This is a genomic window from Pseudomonas sp. GNP012 (assembly GCF_054343835.1).
Window position 1 is genome coordinate 4,890,898 of record NZ_JBTGUU010000001.1, and the last position, 23,019, is coordinate 4,913,916.

At 56.5% G+C, this 23,019-nt stretch carries 17 protein-coding genes and 1 tRNA gene; 14 read left to right on the plus strand and 4 right to left on the minus strand.

The features are described from left to right. Positions 1-185: 185 nt before the first annotated feature. The 3 genes from ACXX83_RS22195 (at position 186) to ACXX83_RS22205 (ending at position 4,303) form a co-directional block, all read left to right on the plus strand. Positions 186-1,457: a YeaH/YhbH family protein gene (locus ACXX83_RS22195; protein WP_007980218.1), complete on the plus strand. Its 1,272-nt coding sequence runs from the start codon at positions 186-188 to the stop codon at positions 1,455-1,457. Further along, complete coding sequence (locus tag ACXX83_RS22200; RefSeq protein WP_007980219.1) at positions 1,454-3,016, plus strand: SpoVR family protein; 1,563 nt, start codon at positions 1,454-1,456, stop codon at positions 3,014-3,016. Before ACXX83_RS22195 ends, ACXX83_RS22200 begins: the two co-directional genes overlap by 4 nt. A gap of 63 nt (positions 3,017-3,079) precedes the next feature. Further along, on the plus strand, positions 3,080-4,303 hold the full coding sequence (locus ACXX83_RS22205; protein ID WP_458549621.1) for a multifunctional CCA addition/repair protein: 1,224 nt from the start codon (positions 3,080-3,082) through the stop codon (positions 4,301-4,303). Positions 4,304-4,392: 89 nt separating this feature from the next. Here the strand turns inward: ACXX83_RS22205 and folK are convergent, their stop codons facing one another. Together folK and folB are read right to left on the minus strand one after the other, a co-directional pair. After that, the gene (folK, locus tag ACXX83_RS22210) at positions 4,393-4,911 is read right to left on the minus strand and encodes a 2-amino-4-hydroxy-6-hydroxymethyldihydropteridine diphosphokinase (protein ID WP_126047876.1); all 519 of its coding nucleotides are present in this window, start codon (positions 4,909-4,911) and stop codon (positions 4,393-4,395) included. Further along, positions 4,902-5,258, minus strand: coding sequence for a dihydroneopterin aldolase (gene folB, locus ACXX83_RS22215; protein WP_126047878.1), 357 nt, complete (start codon positions 5,256-5,258; stop codon positions 4,902-4,904). Before folB ends, folK begins: the two co-directional genes overlap by 10 nt. A 74-nt stretch (positions 5,259-5,332) precedes the next feature. Between folB and plsY the strand changes: the two genes are divergently transcribed. Beyond that, the gene (plsY, locus tag ACXX83_RS22220; protein ID WP_015097072.1) at positions 5,333-5,902 is read left to right on the plus strand and encodes a glycerol-3-phosphate 1-O-acyltransferase PlsY; all 570 of its coding nucleotides are present in this window, start codon (positions 5,333-5,335) and stop codon (positions 5,900-5,902) included. A gap of 23 nt (positions 5,903-5,925) precedes the next feature. On the opposite strand, the gene tsaD is transcribed toward plsY, so the two are convergent. Beyond that, positions 5,926-6,951 carry a tRNA (adenosine(37)-N6)-threonylcarbamoyltransferase complex transferase subunit TsaD gene (gene tsaD / locus ACXX83_RS22225; protein WP_217836523.1) on the minus strand — a complete coding sequence of 342 codons (1,026 nt, stop codon included), beginning with the start codon at positions 6,949-6,951 and terminating at the stop codon, positions 5,926-5,928. Positions 6,952-7,150: 199 nt separating this feature from the next. Between tsaD and rpsU the strand changes: the two genes are divergently transcribed. From rpsU to ACXX83_RS22255, 6 genes are all read left to right on the plus strand, one after another. Beyond that, positions 7,151-7,366 (plus strand): 30S ribosomal protein S21, encoded by a 216-nt coding sequence (gene rpsU / locus ACXX83_RS22230; protein ID WP_002551877.1) that lies wholly within the window; start codon positions 7,151-7,153, stop codon positions 7,364-7,366. 480 nt (positions 7,367-7,846) lie between these two features. Beyond that, entirely contained in the window at positions 7,847-9,814 is a 1,968-nt protein-coding gene (dnaG, locus tag ACXX83_RS22235; RefSeq protein ID WP_007980233.1) for a DNA primase, read from the plus strand. A 67-nt stretch (positions 9,815-9,881) separates the two neighbouring features. Then, positions 9,882-11,729 carry an RNA polymerase sigma factor RpoD gene (gene rpoD, locus ACXX83_RS22240; protein WP_007980239.1) on the plus strand — a complete coding sequence of 616 codons (1,848 nt, stop codon included), beginning with the start codon at positions 9,882-9,884 and terminating at the stop codon, positions 11,727-11,729. 123 nt (positions 11,730-11,852) lie between these two features. Then, on the plus strand, positions 11,853-15,599 hold the full coding sequence (locus ACXX83_RS22245; protein ID WP_458549622.1) for an EAL domain-containing protein: 3,747 nt from the start codon (positions 11,853-11,855) through the stop codon (positions 15,597-15,599). Positions 15,600-15,614: 15 nt separating this feature from the next. Next, positions 15,615-15,691 (plus strand) — tRNA-Ile (locus tag ACXX83_RS22250). Positions 15,692-15,816: 125 nt separating this feature from the next. After that, positions 15,817-16,911 carry a site-specific integrase gene (locus ACXX83_RS22255; RefSeq protein ID WP_458549623.1) on the plus strand — a complete coding sequence of 365 codons (1,095 nt, stop codon included), beginning with the start codon at positions 15,817-15,819 and terminating at the stop codon, positions 16,909-16,911. Here the strand turns inward: ACXX83_RS22255 and ACXX83_RS22260 are convergent. Further along, positions 16,844-17,845: a LuxR family transcriptional regulator gene (locus ACXX83_RS22260; protein WP_458549624.1), complete on the minus strand. Its 1,002-nt coding sequence runs from the start codon at positions 17,843-17,845 to the stop codon at positions 16,844-16,846. The genes ACXX83_RS22255 and ACXX83_RS22260 overlap by 68 nt on opposite strands. A 309-nt stretch (positions 17,846-18,154) precedes the next feature. Here ACXX83_RS22260 and ACXX83_RS22265 point away from each other — a divergent pair, with 309 nt between their 5' ends. The 4 genes from ACXX83_RS22265 to ACXX83_RS22280 all read left to right on the plus strand — a co-directional run bounded on the left by ACXX83_RS22265 (position 18,155) and on the right by ACXX83_RS22280 (position 22,558). After that, positions 18,155-19,021 carry a helicase RepA family protein gene (locus ACXX83_RS22265; protein WP_458549625.1) on the plus strand — a complete coding sequence of 289 codons (867 nt, stop codon included), beginning with the start codon at positions 18,155-18,157 and terminating at the stop codon, positions 19,019-19,021. Further along, positions 19,011-19,841, plus strand: a complete 831-nt coding sequence (repC, locus tag ACXX83_RS22270) for a replication protein C, IncQ-type (RefSeq protein ID WP_458549626.1) — start codon at positions 19,011-19,013, stop codon at positions 19,839-19,841. Before ACXX83_RS22265 ends, repC begins: the two co-directional genes overlap by 11 nt. 476 nt (positions 19,842-20,317) lie before the next feature. Beyond that, positions 20,318-21,283: a restriction endonuclease gene (locus ACXX83_RS22275; RefSeq protein WP_458549627.1), complete on the plus strand. Its 966-nt coding sequence runs from the start codon at positions 20,318-20,320 to the stop codon at positions 21,281-21,283. Positions 21,284-21,772: 489 nt separating this feature from the next. Continuing rightward, positions 21,773-22,558, plus strand: a complete 786-nt coding sequence (locus ACXX83_RS22280; RefSeq protein ID WP_458549628.1) for a hypothetical protein — start codon at positions 21,773-21,775, stop codon at positions 22,556-22,558. Positions 22,559-23,019: the final 461 nt, after the last annotated feature.

The window sequence follows — 23,019 nt, forward strand, 5'->3', positions numbered from 1 at the left end:
GTTGTCGTCAGCCAGAGACCTGTGTGCGCTTTTTCTGTTACACAGGCCTCTGGAAGGTGTTCGAAAGTCGGTAGCGAGTTCAGGCAGCATCCAAGGCGCTTGGGGGAGCGTTCAACATCCCTCGGCTCTCGGTTCGATGCTGTATCACCGCTCGCCCCTTTCAGGACAGCTTCTAAGGAGCAGTCATGAGCTATGTGATCGACCGACGTCTCAATGGCAAGAACAAGAGCACGGTGAACCGCCAGCGGTTTCTGCGGCGCTACCGTGATCACATTAAAAAGGCTGTCGAAGAGGCGGTCAGCCGGCGCTCCATTACCGATATGGAACACGGCGAACAAATCAGCATTCCCGGCCGCGACATCGACGAGCCGGTGCTTCACCACGGCCGCGGTGGCAAACAGACGGTCGTGCACCCGGGCAACAAGGAGTTCACCAGTGGCGAACATATCGCCCGTCCACCGGGAGGCGGTGGTGGTCGAGGCCCCGGCAAGGCTGGCAACTCCGGTGAAGGGATGGACGAATTCGTCTTCCAGATCACCCAGGAAGAGTTCCTCGAATTCATGTTCGAGGATCTCGAACTGCCCAATCTGGTAAAACGCAACCTGACCGGCACCGACACCTTCAAGACCGTGCGGGCAGGGATCAGCAACGAGGGCAACCCGTCGCGGATCAACATCATCCGCACCCTGCGCTCAGCCCACGCCCGGCGGATCGCCCTGTCCGGCAGCAGCCGGGCAAAACTGCGTGAGGCCAAGGAAGAACTTCTGCGACTCAAGCAGGAAGAGCCAGACAACTTCGGCGATATTCAGGAAATCGAAGCTGAAATCGAAAAACTCAGCGCGCGCATTCACCGCGTGCCGTTTCTCGACACGTTCGACCTCAAGTACAACCTGCTCATCAAACAACCCAACCCCAGCTCCAAGGCCGTGATGTTCTGCCTGATGGACGTGTCCGGCTCGATGACCCAGGCGACCAAGGACATCGCCAAGCGCTTCTTCATCCTGCTGTACCTGTTTCTCAAGCGTAACTACGACAAGATCGACGTCGTGTTCATCCGCCACCACACCAGTGCCCGCGAAGTGGATGAAGAAGAGTTTTTCTACTCTCGGGAAACCGGCGGTACCATAGTGTCCAGCGCCCTGAAACTGATGCAGGAGATCATGGCCGAGCGCTACCCGAGTAACGAGTGGAACATCTACGCCGCCCAGGCCTCCGATGGCGACAACTGGAACGACGACTCTCCGATCTGCCGCGACATCCTGATCAACCAGATCATGCCATTCGTGCAGTACTACACTTACGTTGAGATCACCCCGCGCGAACACCAGGCCCTTTGGTTCGAATACGAGCGCATCGCCGAAGCCTTTTCCGACACGTTTGCCCAGCAACAACTGGTCTCGGCCGGGGATATCTATCCGGTCTTCCGTGAACTCTTCCAGCGCAGGTTAGTGACATGACCGCCAAAGAGCAGAAGCGCCAACCCATTTCCACCGGCTCCGAATGGACGTTCGAGCTGATCCAGGCGTACGACCGCGAAATCAGTCGCATTGCGGCGGGTTACGCCCTCGATACGTACCCGAACCAGATCGAAGTGATCACCGCCGAGCAGATGATGGATGCCTACGCCTCCGTCGGTATGCCTCTGGGTTATCACCACTGGTCCTACGGCAAGCACTTCCTCAGCACGGAAAAATCCTACACCCGCGGCCAGATGGGTCTGGCGTACGAGATCGTGATCAACTCCGACCCGTGCATCGCCTACCTGATGGAAGAAAACACCATCTGCATGCAGGCGCTGGTGGTGGCCCATGCCTGCTACGGGCACAACAGCTTTTTCAAAGGCAATTACCTGTTCCGCACCTGGACCGACGCCAGTTCGATCATCGATTACCTGGTGTTTGCCAAGCAGTACATCATGCAATGCGAGGAGCGCCACGGCATTGACGCGGTCGAGGACCTGCTCGACTCCTGTCATGCGCTGATGAACTATGGCGTCGACCGCTACAAACGTCCCTATCCGATTTCCGCGGAAGAAGAACGCCGCCGGCAAAAGGACCGGGAGGAGCACTTGCAGAAACAGATCAACGATCTGTGGCGCACCATTCCCAAGGGCGCGGACAAGTACAGCGACAAGGACAACGCACGCTTCCCCGCCGAACCTCAGGAAAACATCCTGTACTTCATCGAAAAACATGCGCCGCTGCTGGAACCATGGCAGCGGGAAATCGTACGCATCGTGCGCAAGATCGCCCAGTATTTTTATCCACAGCGCCAGACCCAGGTGATGAACGAAGGTTGGGCCACCTTCTGGCACTACACCCTGATGAACGATCTGTACGACGAGGGCCTGGTTACTGACGGCTTCATGATGGAGTTCCTGACGTCCCACACCAGCGTGGTGTTCCAGCCGGGCTTTGACAGCCCCTACTACAGTGGCATCAACCCTTACGCCCTGGGGTTTGCCATGTACCGAGACATCCGTCGCATGTGCGAAGAGCCCACGGAAGAAGATCGCCGCTGGTTCCCTGACATCGCCGGTACCGACTGGCTGGCAGCCATCAAGTTCGCCATGAGCAGCTTCAAGGATGAGAGCTTCATCCTGCAGTACCTGTCGCCCAAGGTGATCCGCGACCTGAAGCTGTTCAGCATTCTCGATGACGACCAGAAGGACGACCTGTTGGTGCCCGCCATTCACGACGAAGGTGGCTACCGCATCATCCGGGAAACCCTCGCGGCACAGTACAACCTGGGCAATCGTGAGCCTAACGTGCAGATCTACAGCATCGACCGGCGGGGTGACCGCTCCCTGACCCTGCGTCACCAGCAACACGATCGCAAACCGCTGGGCGACTCGACCGAAGAAGTCCTCAAACACCTGCACCGCCTTTGGGGTTTCGACATTCACCTGGAAACCCTGCAAGGGGACACCGTGATGAAAACCCACCATGTGCCACCCCGCAACGAGCACAGCGAGGGTGATTACGGTCGACTGGACCTGGCTGTCATCCATCTTTGATCCGCTTTGCGCCTCCGAAAGCTCGATGCAAGGGTTATCCTGTCGAGCTAACGGAGGTTTTTTATGCGTATTTATAAAGTCGGTGGTGCGGTACGTGATCGCCTGCTGGGTAAACCGGTCACCGATATCGACTGGGTCGTGGTTGGCGCCACCACCGAAGAAATGCTCGCCAAGGGCTTTCGCCCGGTGGGCGCGGATTTCCCGGTGTTCCTTCATCCAAAAAGCGGTGAGGAATACGCCCTCGCCCGCACCGAGCGCAAAAGCGGGCGCGGTTACGGCGGGTTCACTTTTCACGCCAGCCCTGAAGTCTCTCTTGAAGAAGACCTGATCCGTCGCGACCTGACCATCAACGCCATGGCCGAAGACGATCAGCAAAACCTGACCGACCCCTACCACGGCCAGCGCGATCTCGAAGCGCGCCTGCTGCGCCATGTTTCCCCGGCGTTCGCCGAGGATCCACTCAGGGTTCTGCGCGTTGCCCGCTTTGCCGCGCGATATGCCGCGCTGGATTTTACCGTCGCCCCGGAAACCCTGGAACTGATGCGTCAACTCAGCGAGTCAGGCGAGCTTGAGGCGCTGACTCCCGAGCGCAGCTGGAAGGAAATCTCCCGCGCCCTGATGGAAGATCAGCCACAGGTGTTTATCGAGGTGTTGCGCGCATGCGGCGCACTCAAGGTGCTGATGCCGGAGGTCGACGCACTGTTCGGTGTCCCGCAGCCCCCGACCCATCATCCGGAAATCGATACTGGCGCACATATCCTGAGCGTGTTGCAGCAAGCAGCACAGCACAAACAGCCGCTGACCGTGCGCTGGGCCTGCCTGCTGCACGACCTGGGCAAGGGACTGACGCCAGAGGAGGAATGGCCGCGGCACATTGCCCACGAGTTCAAGGGCCTGAAGCTGATCAAAGCGGTCAACGAACGTTTCAAGGCGCCGAGAGACTGCCAGGAACTGGCAATGCTGGTAGGCGAGTACCACACCCACGGGCATCGCGCCCTGGAGTTGAAGCCATCGACATTGCTGGAATTGTTGCAAAGTTTCGACGTTTACCGCCGACCACAGCGGTTCGAGGAGTTCATCGCGGCATGCGAAATGGATGCGCGCGGACGCGAAGGACTGGAGCAGAGAAGTTATCCACAGGCGGATTATCTGCGCGGGGCGGCGACTGCGGCGCGAACCGTTGCGGTTCAGCCGTTGCTGGAGAAGGGTTTCAAGGGACCAGAGTTGGGTGAGGCGATCAAGCGTGAGCGACTCAAGGCGTTGAAGGCCTACAAGGAACAAGTCTAGGCAAGATCAAAAGATCGCAGCCTTCGACAGCTCCTACACAGGAATATGCGTCTCCCTGTAGGAGCTGCCGAAGGCTGCGATCTTTTGCTTTAAAGGAAACTGGACGGGGTCAATTGCTCGCCACGCCACTCAAACGCCACTGGCGCCAGTACCTGATCAATCTGCGATTCGGCCCACAATCTGGCGAAACTTTTACCGACACCAGGGTGCACGCGATCCGGCGCGATCAACGACAACGGCCACAGAACGAACGCATTTTTCAGGATTTCTGCCCGCGGCAAGATCAAGCCATCGAAGTTGCCCACCAGGTCTCCGAACAACAACACGTCGATATCCAGCGGCAAACCTCGGCGATCCGGTGCGTAACGACCGTTATCCGCCTCAATGAACTTCAGTCGACGATCAAGCTCCATCAGCGGCAGATCGGTATACGCCGACACCACGAAATTGAAGAACGGCCCGCTCTTGATGCCCACCGGCTGACTTTCGAACACTGCCGAACAGCGGATATCGACAAGGAACGCCGCCAATGCATCGAGCCCTGCCCGCAAATGGGTTTCACGCTCAATATTGCTACCGAGCCCGAGGTACACCTGAGTCAGCGACATCCGCGCTCGATCTCCACGCCCACACCACCGGTGGCAGCCGGGACCGCGCCGGGCTTGGTCAGCTTCAGACGCATCCAGGTGATATTGAATTCACTCATCAGCACTTCAACCAGACGCTCGGCAAAGGTCTCGACCAACTGGTATTGCGCCTGCTCGGCAAACGCCTGGATGCGCGAGGAAACACTGGCGTAGTCGAGCGCCAGGGTCAGGTCATCACCGGCTGCGGCCGGGCGATTGTCCCAGGCGAAGCTCAGGTCAAGACGCAAGCACTGTCGGATGCCTCGCTCCCAGTCGTAGGCACCAATCACCGTGTCGACTTCCAGGCCCTCGATAAACACTCTGTCCAAGCACTTCTCTCCGCTACACGACAAGGGCGCAATGCGCCGTTAGAATCAGGGCTTCCTCGCCCGGAATAGTTAGCATGTTTTGGTTATTGGCGATCCTCGCCTACCTGCTCGGCTCTCTGTCCTTTGCCATTTTGCTCAGCCGCCTGACCGGTAACCCCGATCCGCGAATGAGTGGCTCGGGCAATGCCGGCGCCACCAACATGTTGCGCCTGGCCGGCAAGAAACTCGCCATCCTGACCCTGCTCGGCGACCTTTGCAAAGGCCTGCTGCCGGTACTGATAGCGCGTCTTGCGGGCCTTTCGCAGCAGGAGCAAGCCTGGATCGGCGTCTATGCCGTCATCGGCCATCTGTTTCCGCTGTACTTCCGTTTTCGCGGCGGCAAGGGTGTCGCCACCGCTGCCGGCATGCTGCTGGGGCTGTACCCGCCCGCCGCCCTTCTGGCGGTCTGCGCCTGGCTCCTGACGTTCTACCTGACCCGCACCAGCTCCCTGGCCGCCCTGATTGCCACGCCGCTGACCCTGCCGTTGCTGGCCTGGCAAGAACCGGCGGCCCTGCTGCCCATGAGCACGCTCACCGGGCTGATCGTCTGGCGCCATCGCAGCAATCTACGCGACCTGTTTGCCGGGCGCGAACGGCATTTCTAGCGGCCGGACATGAGCGCCGCTCATCACAACGCCGACAGCTGCTCCATCGGCCAGCGTGCCTGCACGCTGATCGCCAGGCTTTCCTGCTGACCGGCCTGCAAGCGCTGGCAGCCGGCAAAGGCAATCATCGCGCCGTTATCGGTACAGAACTGCGGACGGGCATAAAACACATCGCCCTTCATATCGCCGAGCATTTTCTCCAGAGAAGCACGCAACGCCTTGTTGGCACTGACGCCTCCGGCGATCACCAGACGCTTCATGCCGGCGGCTTTAAGGGCACGCTTGCACTTGATGGTCAAAGTCTCCACCACGGCCTGCTGGAACGCCAGTGCGATGTCGCATTGGGCTTGCTCGCCGTCGTCCCCGGCACTGACGCAGTGTTGCCAGGTATTCAACGCAAAGGTTTTCAGGCCACTGAAGCTGAAATCCAGGCCCGGGCGGTCGCACATCGGACGCGGGAAGACGAAACGTCCTGCAACACCCCGCTCTGCAAGGCGAGCGATCTCCGGTCCGCCCGGATAATTGAGGCCCATCATCTTGGCCGTCTTGTCGAAAGCTTCGCCGGCAGCATCATCCAGGGTCTCGCCCAAGAGCGTGTACTGACCAATTCCGTCGACCTGAACCAGTTGCGTATGACCACCGGAGACCAACAAAGCGACGAACGGGAATTCCGGCGGTTGCGACTCCAGCATCGGTGCCAGCAAGTGGCCTTCCATGTGGTGTACGCCGAGGGCCGGAATGCCCCAGGCAAAGGCCAGCGCCTGGGCGCAGGAAGCCCCCACCAGCAAGGCTCCGACCAGGCCAGGACCCGCGGTATAGGCGATGGCGTCGATCTCGGTCGGCACGCAGTCGGCCTCGGCCAACACCTGACGAATCAAGGGCAGCATGCGTTTGACGTGATCGCGCGAGGCGAGCTCCGGCACCACACCACCATAGGCGCGGTGCAGGTCGATCTGACTGAAAAGCGCATCGGCCAACAGCCCGCGTTCACTGTCATATAATGCGACGCCGGTTTCGTCGCAGGAGGTTTCTAATCCCAGTACTAGCATGGGTTTGCGCCTTGTTTAGGCTGAATTCGAAGGCGCGCATAATAGTCGTCGCGGGATGCCCCGACCAGCGGTTTTCGATCAGAGGCTTTGCATTCCGAGCGATGAGGGGTTAACATCCGCAACCCTTAAAAACCGACGTCTTCAAGTGCTCTTTTGCCGCGAGGATGTTGACCCCGGTAATGAATGAAGGTAGCTCTGGATGCCAGCCGTCAAAGTAAAAGAGAACGAACCCTTCGACGTAGCTCTGCGTCGTTTCAAGCGCTCCTGCGAAAAAGCCGGTGTACTGGCTGAAGTTCGTAGCCGCGAATTTTACGAGAAGCCAACTTCTGAGCGTAAGCGCAAAGCAGCTGCTGCTGTTAAGCGTCACGCCAAGAAAGTTCAGCGCGAACAGCGCCGCGCCGTTCGTCTGTACTAATACACAGACGACCGTAGCAAGCTTCTGCCAAGCCCGGCCCTCAGCCGGGCTTATGGCATTTGCGTAAAACGCTTGATGCTTCACTGTCAAAGCCGCAGACGCGACCGAGACAAATCTGCTTCACCGCGTCAGACCTGGCTCTTTTGCCAGCGGTGCACGTCTTTTCTGACGAGCCTTTCAAGGCTACTGACGAGCACACCCACTGATTCCTCTCACGACGATCAGCCCAAGGCACCTGCTTGCGTGCCGAATGATGAGCTATCCGAGGCCTGTGTTTGGCCGCAGCGGATTCAGCGCAACACATTCAAACAGCCGAATACTGATTGGCATTAACGTCAGTGGATTTTCGGCAGATACACTTCCCGACAGCGATTACGCAGACGACACTGGTCGAGCCGCACACTTTGCGCGCTTCAATCAATGCCCGCGTTCGGTCGCCGTACGTTTCGGGCTCCTTTCAGCGCAGATGACGAGAACGCCATGGCCGGGCTAATTCCCCAGAGCTTCATTGACGACCTTCTGAACCGCACCGACATCGTCGACGTGGTCAGCTCGCGCCTGCAATTGAAAAAGGCCGGCAAGAACCACACCGCCTGCTGCCCGTTCCACAAGGAAAAAACGCCCTCATTCAGCGTCAGCCCCGACAAGCAGTTCTATTACTGCTTCGGCTGCGGCGCTGGCGGCAACGCCCTCGGCTTCATCATGGACCACGACAACCTGGATTTCGTCCAGGCGGTCGAAGAACTGGCCAAAGCCGCCGGCATGGAAATCCCCCGCGAAGAAAGCGGCCGCCCGCACAAGCCCCGGCAGCCGACCGATTCGCCGCTGTATCCGCTGCTCAGCGCCGCCGCCGACTTTTATCGCCAGGCCTTGAAAAGCCATCCATCGCGCAAGGCCGCCGTGGACTACCTGAAAGGTCGCGGGCTGACCGGCGAAATCGCCCGGGACTTCGGCCTGGGCTTTGCACCGCCTGGTTGGGACAACCTGTTCAAGCACTTGAGCAGCGATACCCTGCAGCAAAAAGCCATGATCGATGCAGGCCTGCTGATCGAAAACGCCGAAAGCGGCAAACGTTACGACCGCTTCCGCGACCGAGTGATGTTCCCGATCCGCGACAGCCGCGGGCGCGTCATTGCCTTTGGCGGCCGGGTATTGGGCGACGACAAGCCGAAGTACCTGAACTCCCCGGAAACCCCGGTATTCCATAAAGGGCAGGAACTCTACGGCCTGTACGAAGCGCGCAAGACCAACCGCAACCTAGACGAGATCATCGTCGTCGAGGGCTACATGGACGTCATTGCCCTGGCCCAGCAAGGCCTGCGCAATGCCGTCGCGACACTGGGTACCGCCACCAGCGAAGAGCACCTCAAGCGGCTGTTTCGCGTCGTGCCCAGCGTGCTGTTCTGCTTCGACGGCGATCAGGCCGGTCGCAATGCGGCATGGCGGGCACTGGAGGCAACACTGTCGAGCCTGCAGGACGGTCGTCGTGCACGTTTTCTGTTCCTGCCCGAGGGCGAGGACCCAGACACCCTGGTCCGCTCCGAAGGCACCGACGCCTTCCGCGCACGGATCAACCAGCATGCACAGCCTCTGGCCGACTACTTCTTCCAGCAATTGACGGAAGAAGCCGACCCGCGCTCGCTCGAGGGCAAGGCCCACATGGCCACCCTCGCCGCACCGCTGATCGACAAAGTCCCGGGCGCCAACCTGCGCACCCTGATGCGCCAGCGCCTGAGCGAAATCACCGGCTTGAGCGGCGAAGCGGTGAGCCAGCTGGCACAAAGCGCCCCGCAGGAAGCACCGCCGGCCTACGACCCGGGCATCGATTACGACGCGATGCCCGACTACAGCGACTATCATCAGCCGCAGGCACAGGACATGTATGTGCCGCAGCAGGAATGGACGCCAAAGAAGCCCGGTGCAGGAGGCAAGAAATGGGACAAGAAACCGTGGGACAAGAATGGCAAACGGGGCGGTGATCGCGATCAACCCCGCGCGCCACGGGTGCCCGCCGCCGTAGAACCGCCGACCCTCGCCGCCTTGCGCACGCTGCTGCATCACCCGCAACTGGCCGAGAAAGTCGAGGATGCCGGGCACTTCGCCGCCGAGGACCACACCAACACACAATTGCTGGTGGCGCTACTCGAAGCCGTGCAGAAGAATCCCAAGCTAAACTCAATTCAGCTGATTGCCCGCTGGCACGGCACAGAGCAGGGCCGCTTGCTCAAGGCCCTGGCGGAAAAGGAATGGCTGATTGATGGAGATAACCTTGAACAACAGTTTTTCGACACCATTACTAGCTTGTCAGCCCGCCAACGCGAGCGAAACCTGGAACAACTTCTTCGAAAAGCACGTCAAAGTGAATTGAGCACCGAAGAGAAAAACCAACTGCGCGACCTTTTAAGTCGCAATGTTTCCGCATCAAACCCGACCTCAACTGGCGCGTGAGGTCATAGCTCAGGTATAATCCTCGGCTTGTTTTTTGCCCGCCAAGACCTTCAGTGGATAGGGTGTTATGTCCGGAAAAGCGCAACAGCAGTCTCGTATCAAAGAGTTGATCACACTTGGTCGTGAGCAGGGCTACCTGACTTACGCGGAGGTCAACGACCACCTGCCGGAGGATATTTCAGATCCGGAACAGGTGGAAGACATCATCCGCATGATCAATGACATGGGGATCAACGTATTCGAGGTTGCGCCAGATAAGGATTCCCTTATGCTGGCCGACGCCGATACCGACGAAGCCGCAGCCGAAGAGGCCGCTGCAGCGTTGGCTGCGGTCGAGACCGACATTGGTCGCACTACCGACCCGGTGCGCATGTACATGCGCGAAATGGGTACGGTGGAGCTCCTCACACGTGAAGGCGAAATTGAAATCGCCAAGCGTATTGAAGAGGGCATCCGTGAGGTGATGAGCGCAATCGCGCACTTCCCTGGCACGGTTGATCATATTCTCTCCGAGTACACCCGCGTCACCACCGAAGGTGGCCGCCTGTCCGACGTCCTGAGCGGTTATATCGACCCGGACGACGGCATCGCGCCGCCTGCGGCAGAAGTGCCGCCACCGATTGACGCGAAAGCCGTCAAGGCGGATGACGACACCGACGACGAAGACGGTGAAGCCTCGGATGACGAGGAAGAAGCCGAAAGCGGTCCGGATCCGATCATCGCCGCCCAGCGTTTTGGCGCTGTGGCCGATCAGATGGAAATCACCCGCAAGGCGCTGAAAAAGCACGGTCGTCACAACAAGGCAGCGATTGCCGAGTTGCTGGCCCTGGCCGACCTGTTCATGCCGATCAAACTGGTACCGAAGCAATTCGAAGCCCTGGTCGAGCGTGTTCGCAGTGCCCTGGATCGCCTGCGTCAGCAAGAGCGTGCAATCATGCAGCTCTGCGTTCGTGATGCGCGCATGCCGCGTGCAGACTTCCTGCGCCAGTTCCCGGGCAACGAAGTCGACGAAAGCTGGAGTGACGCCCTGGCCAAAGGCAAAAGCAAATACGCTGAAGCCATTGGCCGCCTGCAGCCGGACATCGTCCGTTGCCAGCAGAAGCTGACCGCGCTGGAAACCGAAACCGGTTTGACCATCGCCGAGATCAAGGACATCAACCGTCGCATGTCGATCGGTGAGGCCAAGGCCCGCCGCGCGAAGAAAGAGATGGTTGAAGCCAACTTGCGTCTGGTGATCTCGATCGCCAAGAAGTACACCAACCGTGGCCTGCAATTCCTCGATCTGATCCAGGAAGGCAACATCGGTTTGATGAAAGCGGTAGACAAGTTCGAATACCGTCGCGGCTACAAATTCTCGACTTATGCCACCTGGTGGATCCGTCAGGCGATCACTCGCTCGATCGCCGACCAGGCCCGCACCATCCGTATTCCGGTGCACATGATCGAAACGATCAACAAGCTCAACCGCATTTCCCGGCAGATGTTGCAGGAAATGGGTCGCGAACCGACCCCGGAAGAGCTGGGCGAACGCATGGAAATGCCTGAGGACAAGATCCGCAAGGTATTGAAGATCGCTAAAGAGCCGATCTCCATGGAAACCCCGATCGGTGATGACGAAGATTCCCATTTGGGTGACTTCATCGAAGACTCGACCATGCAGTCGCCAATCGATGTTGCAACCGTTGAGAGCCTTAAAGAAGCGACTCGCGAAGTGCTGTCCGGCCTCACTGCCCGTGAAGCCAAGGTACTGCGCATGCGCTTCGGTATCGACATGAATACCGACCACACCCTCGAAGAGGTTGGTAAACAGTTTGACGTGACCCGTGAGCGGATTCGTCAGATCGAAGCCAAGGCGTTGCGCAAGCTGCGCCACCCGACGAGAAGCGAGCATCTGCGCTCCTTCCTCGACGAGTGATCACAGAACCCCCGGCCCAGGCCGGGGGTTTTGTTTTATGGCAGATTAATATCTCCACACCTCCCCTCCGCCCTGTAGCCCGTCTACACTCGAAACATTCCCCAGAGCCATAACGAGACCGTTATGCCCAGACTGCCGACCGTGCTTTTTTTGCTGTCGCTGATGACCTGGACCGCAACGGCTGGCGCGCTGACTCTAACTGAGGATGAACGTAGCTGGCTGGCGGCTCACCCGGACTTGCGCCTGGGTGTCGATGCGTCGTGGCCGCCCTTCGAGTTTCGCGACGATGAGGGCCGCTACCAGGGCCTTGCCGCGGATTACATCGAGGTCATTCGCCAAAGACTGAAAACCCGGCTCACACCCATCGAGCCAGTGAGCTGGACCGCCGTCCTGGAACAAGCCAAAAAGGGCAAAATCGACCTGCTGCCGGGCATCATGTCGACCCCGGAACGCCAGAAATACCTGTCGTTCACCCGCCCCTATCTGGATTTTCCGATCGTCATCCTGGCCCATGTCAGGGGCGCCCAGCCACACAACCTGCAAGACCTGTATGGCCTGAAAATCGCCGTGGTGGAAAACTACGCTCCCCACGAACTGCTGCGCACCCACAATCCTGACCTGAACCTGGTGGCGATGCCCAACGTCAGCTCGGCGTTACAGGCGCTGGCCACGGGTGCAGTGGATGCGGTGGTGGGCGATTTGGCGTCCAGCGTCTGGAGCCTGCGCCAGCTCAAGCTCGATGGGCTGTATGTCAGCGGTGAAACCCCCTATCGCTATCAACTGGCCATGGCCGTACCCCGCAACAACGCAATCCTCGTCGGCATTCTCGACAAAGTCCTGGCGGACATGAGCCCCGCCGAAATCAGCGCCATTCAGGAGCATTGGGTCGGTAACGTCATCGATCATCGAACATTCTGGAATGACCTGCTGGTGTATGGCCTGCCCGGATTGCTGCTGCTGACCCTGGTGCTGGCGGCGGTTATCCGCATCAACCGCCGCTTGAGTTCGGAAATCGCCCGCCGGGTCGATCTTGAACAGGAACTGCGCAGCAGCGAGTACCACTACCGTGGCCTGGTAGAGAGCCTGTCGGCCATCGCCTGGGAAGCCAAGGTCACCGACTACACCTACAGCTACGTATCGCCCCACGCCGAAGATCTTCTTGGCTACCCCCTCTCCCATTGGCTGATTCCGGGCTTCTGGCGCAACATCATTCACCCCGCCGACCTGACTCGTGCCCAGACTTTCTGCGATCACGAAGTGCTGGCCGGGCGCGATCACCGCCTCGATTACCGGGTGATCACCGCCGACGGGCGCTGCCTGTGGGTGCGCGACATCGTCAGCCTGATCGAACACGGGCAAGAGCCGGTGTTGCGCGGATTGATGATCGACATCACCGACGCCAAGCGCACCGAAGAAGCGCTGCGCCTGTCGGAACAGAAATTCGCTTCCGTGTTCCAGCAATGCCCTGACATTCTGGTGATCGCCCGCCTGAGCGACGGTTGCCTGCTGGAGGTCAACGAAGCGTTCGAAGAACAGATCGGCCTCAAGGCCGAGGACGTCATTGGACTGACCGCCACCGACCTGAACATCTGGGGGATTCCCGGCGTTGGGCCGGGTCTGTTGCAACGCTTGCAGGCCGGCAGCATCCGCAATCTGGAAATGCCCTTTCGTCGCAGCAACGGCCAGGTGTTCACCGGGCTGATCTCCGCCGAACCGTTCGACCTCGACATGACACCGGCGCTGGTGGTCGTGGTGCGGGACATCACCCAGCTCAAGGAAACCCAGCAACAACTGCAAACGTCCGAAGAAAAGTTCGCCAAGGCTTTCCATGCGTCCCCCGACGGCCTGCTGCTGTCGCGGCAAAGTGACGGTTTGCTGATGGAGGTCAACGAGGGTTTCAGTCGCATCACCGGATTCAACAGCGCCATGTCGGTGGATCGTTCAGTGCTGGACCTGGGCATCTGGGTCAATCTCAATGAACGCAAACAAATGCTCGACCTGCTGCATCGGGACGGTTTTGTCCGCGACTTCAGTTGCCATATCCGCCGCAGCGACGGGCAGATCCGCCTCTGTGAAGTGTCCAGCCGTCCGCTGCCGATCGGCGATGACGACTGCATGCTGACCATCGCCCGGGACATCACCGAGCGGCACCTGATGCAGGAAAAACTGCAACAGGCCGCCACCGTATTCGAAAGCACCGCCGAAGGCGTGTTGATCACCGATACCCAACAGCACATCAGTGCGGTCAACCGTGCCTTCACCGAAATCACCGGTTACAGCGAAAGCGAAGCGCTGGGCCACACGCCCCGTCTGCTCGCCTCAGGCCTGCATGACAGCGCGTTCTACGCGGCCATGTGGCATCAATTGACTGCCGAAGGTCATTGGCAGGGCGAGATTTCCAATCGGCGCAAAAATGGCGAGCTGTACCCGAGCTGGCTGACCATCAGCGCCGTGCGCAACCGCGACAAGTTCATCACCCACTTTGTCGCGGTATTCGCCGACATCTCCAGCCTCAAGCATGCCCAGGCCAAACTCGACTACCAGGCGCACCACGACCCGCTGACCGGCCTGCCGAACCGCACGCTGTTCGAAAGCCGCCTGCTGACGGCACTCAACAACCAGCAGGAGAACGGCGGCCAGGGCGCCGTGCTGTTCCTTGACCTTGACCGCTTCAAGCACATCAACGACAGCCTCGGCCACCCGGTGGGCGACCTGCTGCTCAAGGGCATTGCCGCACGGCTCAAGGAGCAGTTGCGTGACATCGACACCGTGGCACGCCTGGGCGGTGACGAGTTCATTATCCTGCTGCCGGGCCTGCAACAACCCAGTGATGCCGACAACATCGCCACCAAATTGCTCAATTGTTTCGCCGCGCCGTTCCAGGCCGGCGAACACGAGTTTTTCATCAGCGCCAGCATTGGCACCAGCCTCTATCCCAAGGATGGTTGCGACGTTGCCACGCTGATCAAGAACGCCGACGCGGCGATGTACCGCTCCAAGGCCAAGGGCCGCAACCGCGTCGAAAGCTACACCCGCGACCTCACCGCCCAGGCCAGCGAACGCGTGGCGCTGGAGCACGAACTGCGCCGCGCCATCGAACGCAACGAGTTGCACCTGTGCTACCAACCGAAAATCAGCCTCGACGACTACAGCCTGGTCGGCGCCGAAGCCCTGATCCGCTGGCGCCACCCGACCTTTGGCGACGTGCCGCGGGAACACTTCATCCCGCTGGCTGAAGAAAACGGCATGATCCTGCAAATCGGCGACTGGGTCCTGGAAACCGCCTGCCGGCAGATGGCCGAATGGCACCGCCTGTACGAAAGCCCCGGCCCACTGTCGGTCAACCTTGCCGGCGCCCAATTGCGCCAGCCCAACCTGCTGGGTCGTATCGAGCAGTTACTCAAGGACAACGGCCTCAACCCCGGATTCCTGCAACTGGAAATCACCGAAAACTTCATCATGAGCCAGGCCGAAGAAGCGCTGGCGGTATTGCATCAACTCAAACATCTGGGCGTGCAACTGGCCATCGATGACTTCGGCACCGGCTACTCGTCCCTGAGCTACCTCAAGCGTCTGCCGCTGGACATCCTCAAGATCGACCAGTCCTTCGTCCGCGGCCTGCCGGACGACCCCCACGATGCGGCGATCGTACGCGCCATCATCGCCCTCGGACGCAGCATGCAATTCACCGTGATTGCCGAAGGCGTCGAGACCCAGGCGCAACAGCAATTCCTCGCCGCCGAGGGCTGCGAACAGATCCAGGGTTACATCGTCAGCCTGCCCTTGCCCCCCGACGAATTCGCCGCGACGTTTCTTCGTACAACCGTAATGGCTTTTTCGGATAGCACAGCCGCGAAACCGTCGCTATAATCCGCGACCTACTGAGGGCCTATAGCTCAGTTGGTTAGAGCAGAGGACTCATAATCCTTTGGTCCACGGTTCAAGTCCGTGTGGGCCCACCATACTCAAAGCCGCGCATTGCGCGGCTTTCGTGTTTCTGGCTGGACCACAACAGATACAGTCCTATGGTCCAAGGGTACAAATTAGGTACAGTGCTGGGTCGCCAGCCGCCTAGGAGCACCCTCTCATGGCTACTCTCGTAAAGACCCCTTCCGGCACCTGGAAGGCACTCATTCGCAAAACTGGCTGGCCCACCGTCGCCAAAACCTTCCGCACCAAGCGTGACGCCGAGGACTGGTCTCGACGTACCGAAGACGAAATGGTACGAGGCGTGTACATCCAGCGCAGCGGTTCGGAACGTATGACGCTGGAAGCAGCCCTGAAGCGCTATCTAAGCGACGTTACCCCCACCAAAAAGCCAACGACCCAACGGGGCGAAATCAACAAAGCCAAGAAGCTCATCGAGCACTTGGGCAAGTATTCCCTCGCCGCCCTCTCCGCTGAAATCATCGCCGGCTACCGCGACAAGCGCCTGAGCGAGCCGGGACGCGATGGAAACATCAGCAACAATACCGTTCGCCTCGAATTGGCCTTGTTGAGCCACCTGTATACGGTGGCCATTCAGGAATGGGGGTTAGGTCTTACGTTCAATCCGGTGCTGAACATTCGCAAGCCAAGCCCCGGTGAAGGTAGAGACCGCCGCCTTTCACCAGACGAAGAACGGCGCTTGCTCACGGCTGTAAACGCGCACAGCAATCCGATGCTGGGATGGATCGTTCGCATTGCTCTTGAGACAGGTATGCGCTCGTCCGAGATTTCTTCCTTGCGTCGCCCTCAAGTCGATCTGGCAAAGCGTGTCATACGCCTCTCAGACACGAAGAACGATGCTTCCCGCACCGTCCCCCTGAGTAAACGCGCAACAGAAGCGTTCCAAGCCGCGATGAACAACCCCGTGCGCCCAATCGACTGTAATTTGGTATTTTTTGGCGAACCAGGAAAGGACGGGAAACGCCGGCCGTACGCTTTCACAAAGATTTGGGGTCAGTTGAAGAACAAGCTTGCCCTGCCTGACTTTAGATTTCATGACCTGCGCCATGAGGCAGTTAGCCGACTTGTAGAGGGAGGCCTTAGCGATCAGCAGGTAGCAGCCATCAGCGGACACAAATCGATGCAAATGCTCCGCCGCTACACTCATTTGCGTGCTGAAGACTTGGTCAATGAGCTGGATGTTCTGGCGCGGAATCGAGACGAAAAACAGAAGAAATCGAAGCCAGCGCCTTAGATACAGCTTGACGGCTAATCCCCATGGCTTTGGCGATTTCGCTTTGGTTGTAGCCAGAAGCTCGCAGCATGAGCATTTGCTTTTTGTTGTCCGTCAAACGCGTGTCCGCCATCAGTCGCGCCTGGTCTCGCAGCTCTGCCTCATCTGCCGGCTGTAAAGCCTGACGAGAAACATGCGTATGGATGAACAAGTCAGCCATGACATTGCCCGACTGAGCGGAAGCTTTACTCAACCTAGCGCTCTGCTGAGTCAAGCGCGACAACTCAATCTCAAACTGCTCCTGGGACCGCTTTGCGCGACGATATGAGGAGTTCCAACCTCCACCCGGATGACGCGGCCGATGCTCGGAACAAAACCGGCTGCTTAGACGCAGGGCCAAGCTGAAATCCGGGTCATCCTCCGATGGCCAAATGTTTGCACTAATGAAACTGGAGAACTCGGTGGGCTGACCGCAGAATTTGCAGCTCCCCTGCTCGCGCCGTGCATTGAGATTCGCTCCTCTCTCTAAACACGCCGAACGGGCCGGGCGTTTGTTACCACAAGCCCAAATCACCTCAATCAGGGATTCCAACGTAGCAATTAAGTTGTCGCTACCACTCAGACCTTGCCCCTCAGTGACTACAAGTTGTCGGAGCAACAACCGCTGCGATTTGATCACGAGACTGAACCCGTGACGTCGCACCAACTCGCTGATACCTATTGAGCCCGCTGCACCAGGAATGAATTGCGAAAAAGCGCTGCTTTGCTGGCATAGCTGTGCGATTGCAGGATCAACTATCTGAGCCATCAACTTGAGGATCGGGTAACGCCGAGAAGAACTGGAGTAAGGCTTCCAGCGCTCCTCAAGATGCCGAATCGATATTGCTAGCGTGTCCGAGCAACCGGGCCATATCGCAATTTTTGGTGTGCTTTTCATGTCAACCATATTGGCCAATTAATAGACTGTACGCAAGGCTCGCTCTCCATAAGATCCGTTCAAATCCGATCCACAATGGAGTTAAACGAATGACTATTGAAGACAACCTACTGCAACGCTTCGGCCCACTACTAAGCCTCGCTCAATTGGCCACTATTTTGGACCGTTCACCTGATGGACTTCGGATCAGCTTGCGCAGTCGCACACCTTGGACCAATCACCTCAATCGAGCGCGTTTGAAAATTGGCAGGCGCGTGTACTTCAGGACTTCACAGATCGCAGAGGCTCTTAGCTCTGAATCACTAGATAGCCTGGAGGGCTAAAAAGGTGAACATCGATCTCTTCGAGGCATTCGAAGCCTCACCGCCCATGCTGGACTTTATCTGGCCGGGATTTTTAGCTGGGACAGTGGGAGCCCTCATTGCACCCGGTGCCACGGGCAAGAGCTACTGGGCACTTGAGGCTGCAATGGGCGTTGCGTGTACCGTAGCAGGGGGAGACATTCTAGATTTGGCCCCGCCAAGGACAGGCAAAGTCCTTTACATCGCTGGTGAGGACCCGGCTCCCGCCCTGACTCGCCGGGTTCATGCTATCGGCCAGCATCTGGAGCAACCAGCTCGTAGATCGATTGCTGCCGAATTGACCCTTAGCACTGTAATGGGTGAGCCTTTTAACGTTATGGAGAGATCCCACTTTCGAACGCTTACCGAGCAGGCGCAGGGCTACCGTCTTATCGTTTTGGATACTTTGAGCCGTATCCATCAGCTCGATGAGAACAGCAATAGCGATATGTCGCGGTTGATCTCCCGGCTAGAACAAGTGGCTGCTACCACAGGGGCATCTGTCCTTTTCCTTCATCATGTCAGCAAAAGCAGCGCTCGCGATGGCTTCGCCGATCAACAACAGGCGGCTCGTGGCGCCTCATCACTGATTGATAATGCGCGATGGTGTGGCTATGTGGCCGGAATGACAGAGGAAGAATCTAAGCGCCTGACGGAACGCCCCTCCGACCGAGTACCCATTGGTGCAAAACGCCGACTTAACTTCGTCCGTTTTGGCGTGAGTAAGCAAAACTATGATCCTACTCACTTGGAGCGGTGGTATAGCCGACAGAGCGGCGGCGTTTTGATGCCAGTCTCGTTAATCGATGCTGACACCTCCAAGAACGGAAGACGACTTCGCGATGAAGCTTGAAATCCAGTTTGCCCTTCACGATCCGGCCCATTGCTTGGCTCCGGGACTATTCCGGAGTCTTCAGAAAGGTGAGCGACGAACACGAAAGCTAGATTTACATTACCAACATGGCGACAAGTCACTCCATTTCAAAGGACCCGAGCCACTAGGGGTGGATGATCTTAGGGTATTGCAAGGGCTGGTCGCGATGGCCGGGCCAATGGGGAAGTCCTTAGGACCTTCCCCCAAGACAGGGCATGGTCAGCAATTGCGGCTCTCACTAGAACTCCGTCATGAGGCAATGACCGAAGAAGCAGTACTAGTGAAAACCAGCTACGGAGCTTTAGCCCGAGTTATTGGGTACGCTGATCAAGATGATGGCCGAAGCATACGCCAATGTGTAGAGCGCCTTTGGATGGTCTCAATCATGGTAGAGGTGAACGGAGTACGACGGGGGTTTCGGCTGTTATCAAGCTATGTAAGTGATGACGTGCGGGAAAAGCTTAACGTCGCACTTAATCCGCAAATTACTAAAGCGATACTCGGCTCTACACAGCATGTACGCATTTGCATGGAGGAAGTACGAGCCTTAAAAGGTGATGTGACCAGGCTACTACATCAACGCCTTTGTGGTTGGATCAACCCGGGCCACAATAGGAGGATCGGCTTGGACGCCTTGTGTGAATACGCATGGCCGGACCCTGCAATGCCAAGTGCGATGAAAAAGCGCAGGAGCAAAGCTCGTCTCGCGATTGCAGAACTGCGCGGCATTGGCTGGGAGATATCGAAGTGTGATCGAGAGATTTACGCTATTAAAAGATCGGGGCTGCCCCCCGGGTAACGGTCCCCCTCCCCCCGTATAACGGTACCCTTCTCCCCGTTTAACGGTCCCCTTTTCAAACCCTACAGGTGACGTTTCACGGCAGCTACAGAGCAAATCTGGAAAACGATCCAGAATTATCCAGAGATAATTCACAAGCGGCGACCTCCAAGCTGGCCGCCGTTGATTTCCCATTCTGAAAATCAAACAATCGCACACCAAAAAATGCATTCAGCGCGCCTGCGCCTGAGTCTAGCGACGTACACCCAGCCTTTCTTTTGGTGCCAACCCGCCTCAGCGTAAACGCTAATTTCGGCGGGGGAGAAATACGAAAGCAGTCGCCGCTAAGGCGAGTTAACACCAATGCCGACATTTACGAGCGTTACCCTGGATCGAACAACCCTAGGCTTTCAATAGGTTGAGCTCCTGGGTGATCTGCCTCTTCGGTAAAAAATATACGGGACTGAGGACAATCCTTGCTTTGGTTCGACAGCAGCATGAAAATCGAGATCGCCCGAATCTGGGTGTTTCCAGGAATTTTGGAGAAGGTTTCGATGCCGGCAAGGACTAATGAGTATCAGAAGCTCGTAATGATAATAAATAAAGGGTTGTCTCAATCGGACGCAAAAGTTACTGAGTCAGCAATGCTGTATGACTCTGAAGCGGGATGCAAAAGAGAAATTGACATACTCATTCAAAGCAAAGTATCCGGGTATGACATATCTGTCGGAATTGAATGCACGACCGTAGCTAAACCTGTTGAAGTTAGGATTTTAGAAAGTTTTAAAGAAAAACACAGAAAGGTCGGCATTAATAAAACAATCGTCGTATCAAAAAAAGGCTTTACCAAAAGCGCCAAGGAATACGCCAATAAAAATCATATCAAGCTGTTAACTTTTGATACGGCAGGCCGGGAAAAATGGTCGAAAGTATTTGAAAAATTCCAGCACACATTCGTTTATGGTCGATCTTACAAAATTGAAACTTTTTCAATTTTTGCAGATGAGGATGACGCGAAAACTGGATTTATTTTTGACAACAACGTTCAAATTCTATGGAAAGGTGCATTCATTCCAATATACAGATTTTGCGCGGAGCTGTGGAACGGCAGCGGCGCCGCAACCAGCCAAGCTAAACTGCTAAGGGAAAACGAACTATCCGGTAAAGAGCCTTGGGTTGAACCAGGATTTGACTTGAGCAAGAACTTCACATTCAGAGACAAAAACGGCATTGAAATACAACCAAACGAAATCAGTTTCAGAATGGCGTATGCATCAAACTACCAACCGCTGAATTCGCGAGAGGTGGAATATGATGGTGAAAACTACGTTGTTGGGGCATTTGACGACAAAGCAAAAAAACAATTTGCACACTTTGCTTTACGAGAAAAAAAGGGTGTCATTACAGGAAGCGTTGAGGTCAGTGCAAGTCTAATTCCTAATGTTTTTAATTCGAACCCCTAATTGTTGTAATGAAGCATTTCCAAATAATTAGGTGTTTCCGTACCAGAATCTGTAGCTGCAAACTGGAATGCAGGAAGAAGAGACATAAAGGGTTCAGGAATAACACCCTCAAAACTAACAATCACCAGCCATGCTGAATCAAATTTTATGACCTTCAGTTGCTAGTGATAGAGTCAACTCTTCTCCCTGCACGCCAAGGATCTTACCAGACATCGACCTTTCCCACAGTTTTTGCCATCAGCACCTGTATTGACCACCAAAAATATTTGGTGTAGCAAGGTGTAAATTTTGTATCCCTAGGCTGATTCGAAGCTGGTGTAATTCGCTGATAGACTAGAAAAGGTTACTCTCAATGGTTGGCCATTCAGTTCGAATCGTAATGCCCCCCCTAGAGCGATTAACTAAAGCAGCGATGCAAGACGCCGCGGTTGCGGTTGCTCGAGTCGATAACTCGTTGGTTTTTATAGGCACTAAAGAAAAGGAATGAGGATGCAAAGCCACTTAAAACGTCTAATCATAGCGTTTGAAGATTTGAATTTATTGCATGGTTTTGGTGGCATTACAGTTTTTGATGGAGATATGTGGCAGACGCTTGGACGGCAGTCCCATGCCGGTGCATTGGCTGTAATGGTGCTCGGCGACATTGTTAAGTTTTTTAATTGCTACTTACCGTATACGAATGACGGAATTACAGAATTTGATGACTTGTTTAGCTCATTCGGATTTTGCTTTGACTATGACCTACACACTAGTTCAGTCGGTATTTACATTCTAGCAGGATTCGATTTCGCCCCTGTAACCACTCGTCGTTATACGGATATCTTGCAAGATCCACGTTGGAAATCAAAAGCCGAACTCGTCAAATTAATTTCCGGAAATCGCTGTGCAGATTGCGGCGCTACTGGACGACTTGAAGCTCATCATTGTTACTACAAACCAAAAAGGAATGGATTTTACCCATGGGAATATCCACTTAGCACTTTCAGGGCTTTGTGTCCAACTTGCCATGACGTTCGGGGAGATGTGGAGTTGCGATTCAGGGCTTGGTCGTCAAATATGTCATCTCAAGAATTATTAGCACTGACGAATGGAGTCGATAGCGTCGCTGGAAATATTGGCATCACCGGCGTGTTGCGTTTGCTGGTTAAGTTCTCTGAGCTTGGCTATCGACTGATGAATGAGTTTGCGCAAGGGGGGGACCTAGCGATCGAAGTTAACACGAAAAAGCTGGAACCTGCTAAGCGACGTGATGCAAGCAAAGAGCACAGCAAGTAAGAGGTTGAAAATTACACCACAACATCATTGTTCTTGATCCCGTAGGACCGTTTCAATCTCATGACACGCGACTAAAACGGAATCTGTGAGCTGTCTTTTGCACGCAAAGACATCGCACTCGACTGGCCATAGTCTTTTATCACGGAGCACTTTCGTCAACGCAGTATTCTAAAATGGCGGCGGCTGCCCGCTGTCAAGAAGAGTCGCAATCGGTCAAATCCGGACGGTCGCGTGTCTTTGTAATAAGGAGCGACTCCGGGAGCACCTCAGCTACGCTGATTCAATGCGATTCAATGCGATTCAATGCGATTCAATGCGATTCAATGCGATTCAATGCGATTCAATGCGATTCAATGCGATTATAGAAAGATATCTGCGCTTAGATAAATTTTACTATTGAATCGCATTAAATCGCATGGAAGTACACGGCAAGATATGTGTTGTACGGGTACGGGCAAGCC

Bases quoted from the DNA above. Each gene is read 5' to 3' on its own strand.
- tsaD (WP_217836523.1), bottom strand. From the start codon at position 6,951: ATGCTAGTACTGGGATTAGAAACCTCCTGCGACGAAACCGGCGTCGCA.
- ACXX83_RS22200 (WP_007980219.1), top strand. From the start codon at position 1,454: ATGACCGCCAAAGAGCAGAAGCGCCAACCCATTTCCACCGGCTCCGAA.
- folK (WP_126047876.1), bottom strand. From the start codon at position 4,911: ATGTCGCTGACTCAGGTGTACCTCGGGCTCGGTAGCAATATTGAGCGT.
- ACXX83_RS22245 (WP_458549622.1), top strand. From the start codon at position 11,853: ATGCCCAGACTGCCGACCGTGCTTTTTTTGCTGTCGCTGATGACCTGG.
- ACXX83_RS22280 (WP_458549628.1), top strand. From the start codon at position 21,773: ATGCAAAGCCACTTAAAACGTCTAATCATAGCGTTTGAAGATTTGAAT.
- rpoD (WP_007980239.1), top strand. From the start codon at position 9,882: ATGTCCGGAAAAGCGCAACAGCAGTCTCGTATCAAAGAGTTGATCACA.
- ACXX83_RS22255 (WP_458549623.1), top strand. From the start codon at position 15,817: ATGGCTACTCTCGTAAAGACCCCTTCCGGCACCTGGAAGGCACTCATT.
- ACXX83_RS22205 (WP_458549621.1), top strand. From the start codon at position 3,080: ATGCGTATTTATAAAGTCGGTGGTGCGGTACGTGATCGCCTGCTGGGT.
- rpsU (WP_002551877.1), top strand. From the start codon at position 7,151: ATGCCAGCCGTCAAAGTAAAAGAGAACGAACCCTTCGACGTAGCTCTG.
- repC (WP_458549626.1), top strand. From the start codon at position 19,011: ATGAAGCTTGAAATCCAGTTTGCCCTTCACGATCCGGCCCATTGCTTG.
- plsY (WP_015097072.1), top strand. From the start codon at position 5,333: ATGTTTTGGTTATTGGCGATCCTCGCCTACCTGCTCGGCTCTCTGTCC.
- ACXX83_RS22275 (WP_458549627.1), top strand. From the start codon at position 20,318: ATGAAAATCGAGATCGCCCGAATCTGGGTGTTTCCAGGAATTTTGGAG.
- dnaG (WP_007980233.1), top strand. From the start codon at position 7,847: ATGGCCGGGCTAATTCCCCAGAGCTTCATTGACGACCTTCTGAACCGC.
- ACXX83_RS22195 (WP_007980218.1), top strand. From the start codon at position 186: ATGAGCTATGTGATCGACCGACGTCTCAATGGCAAGAACAAGAGCACG.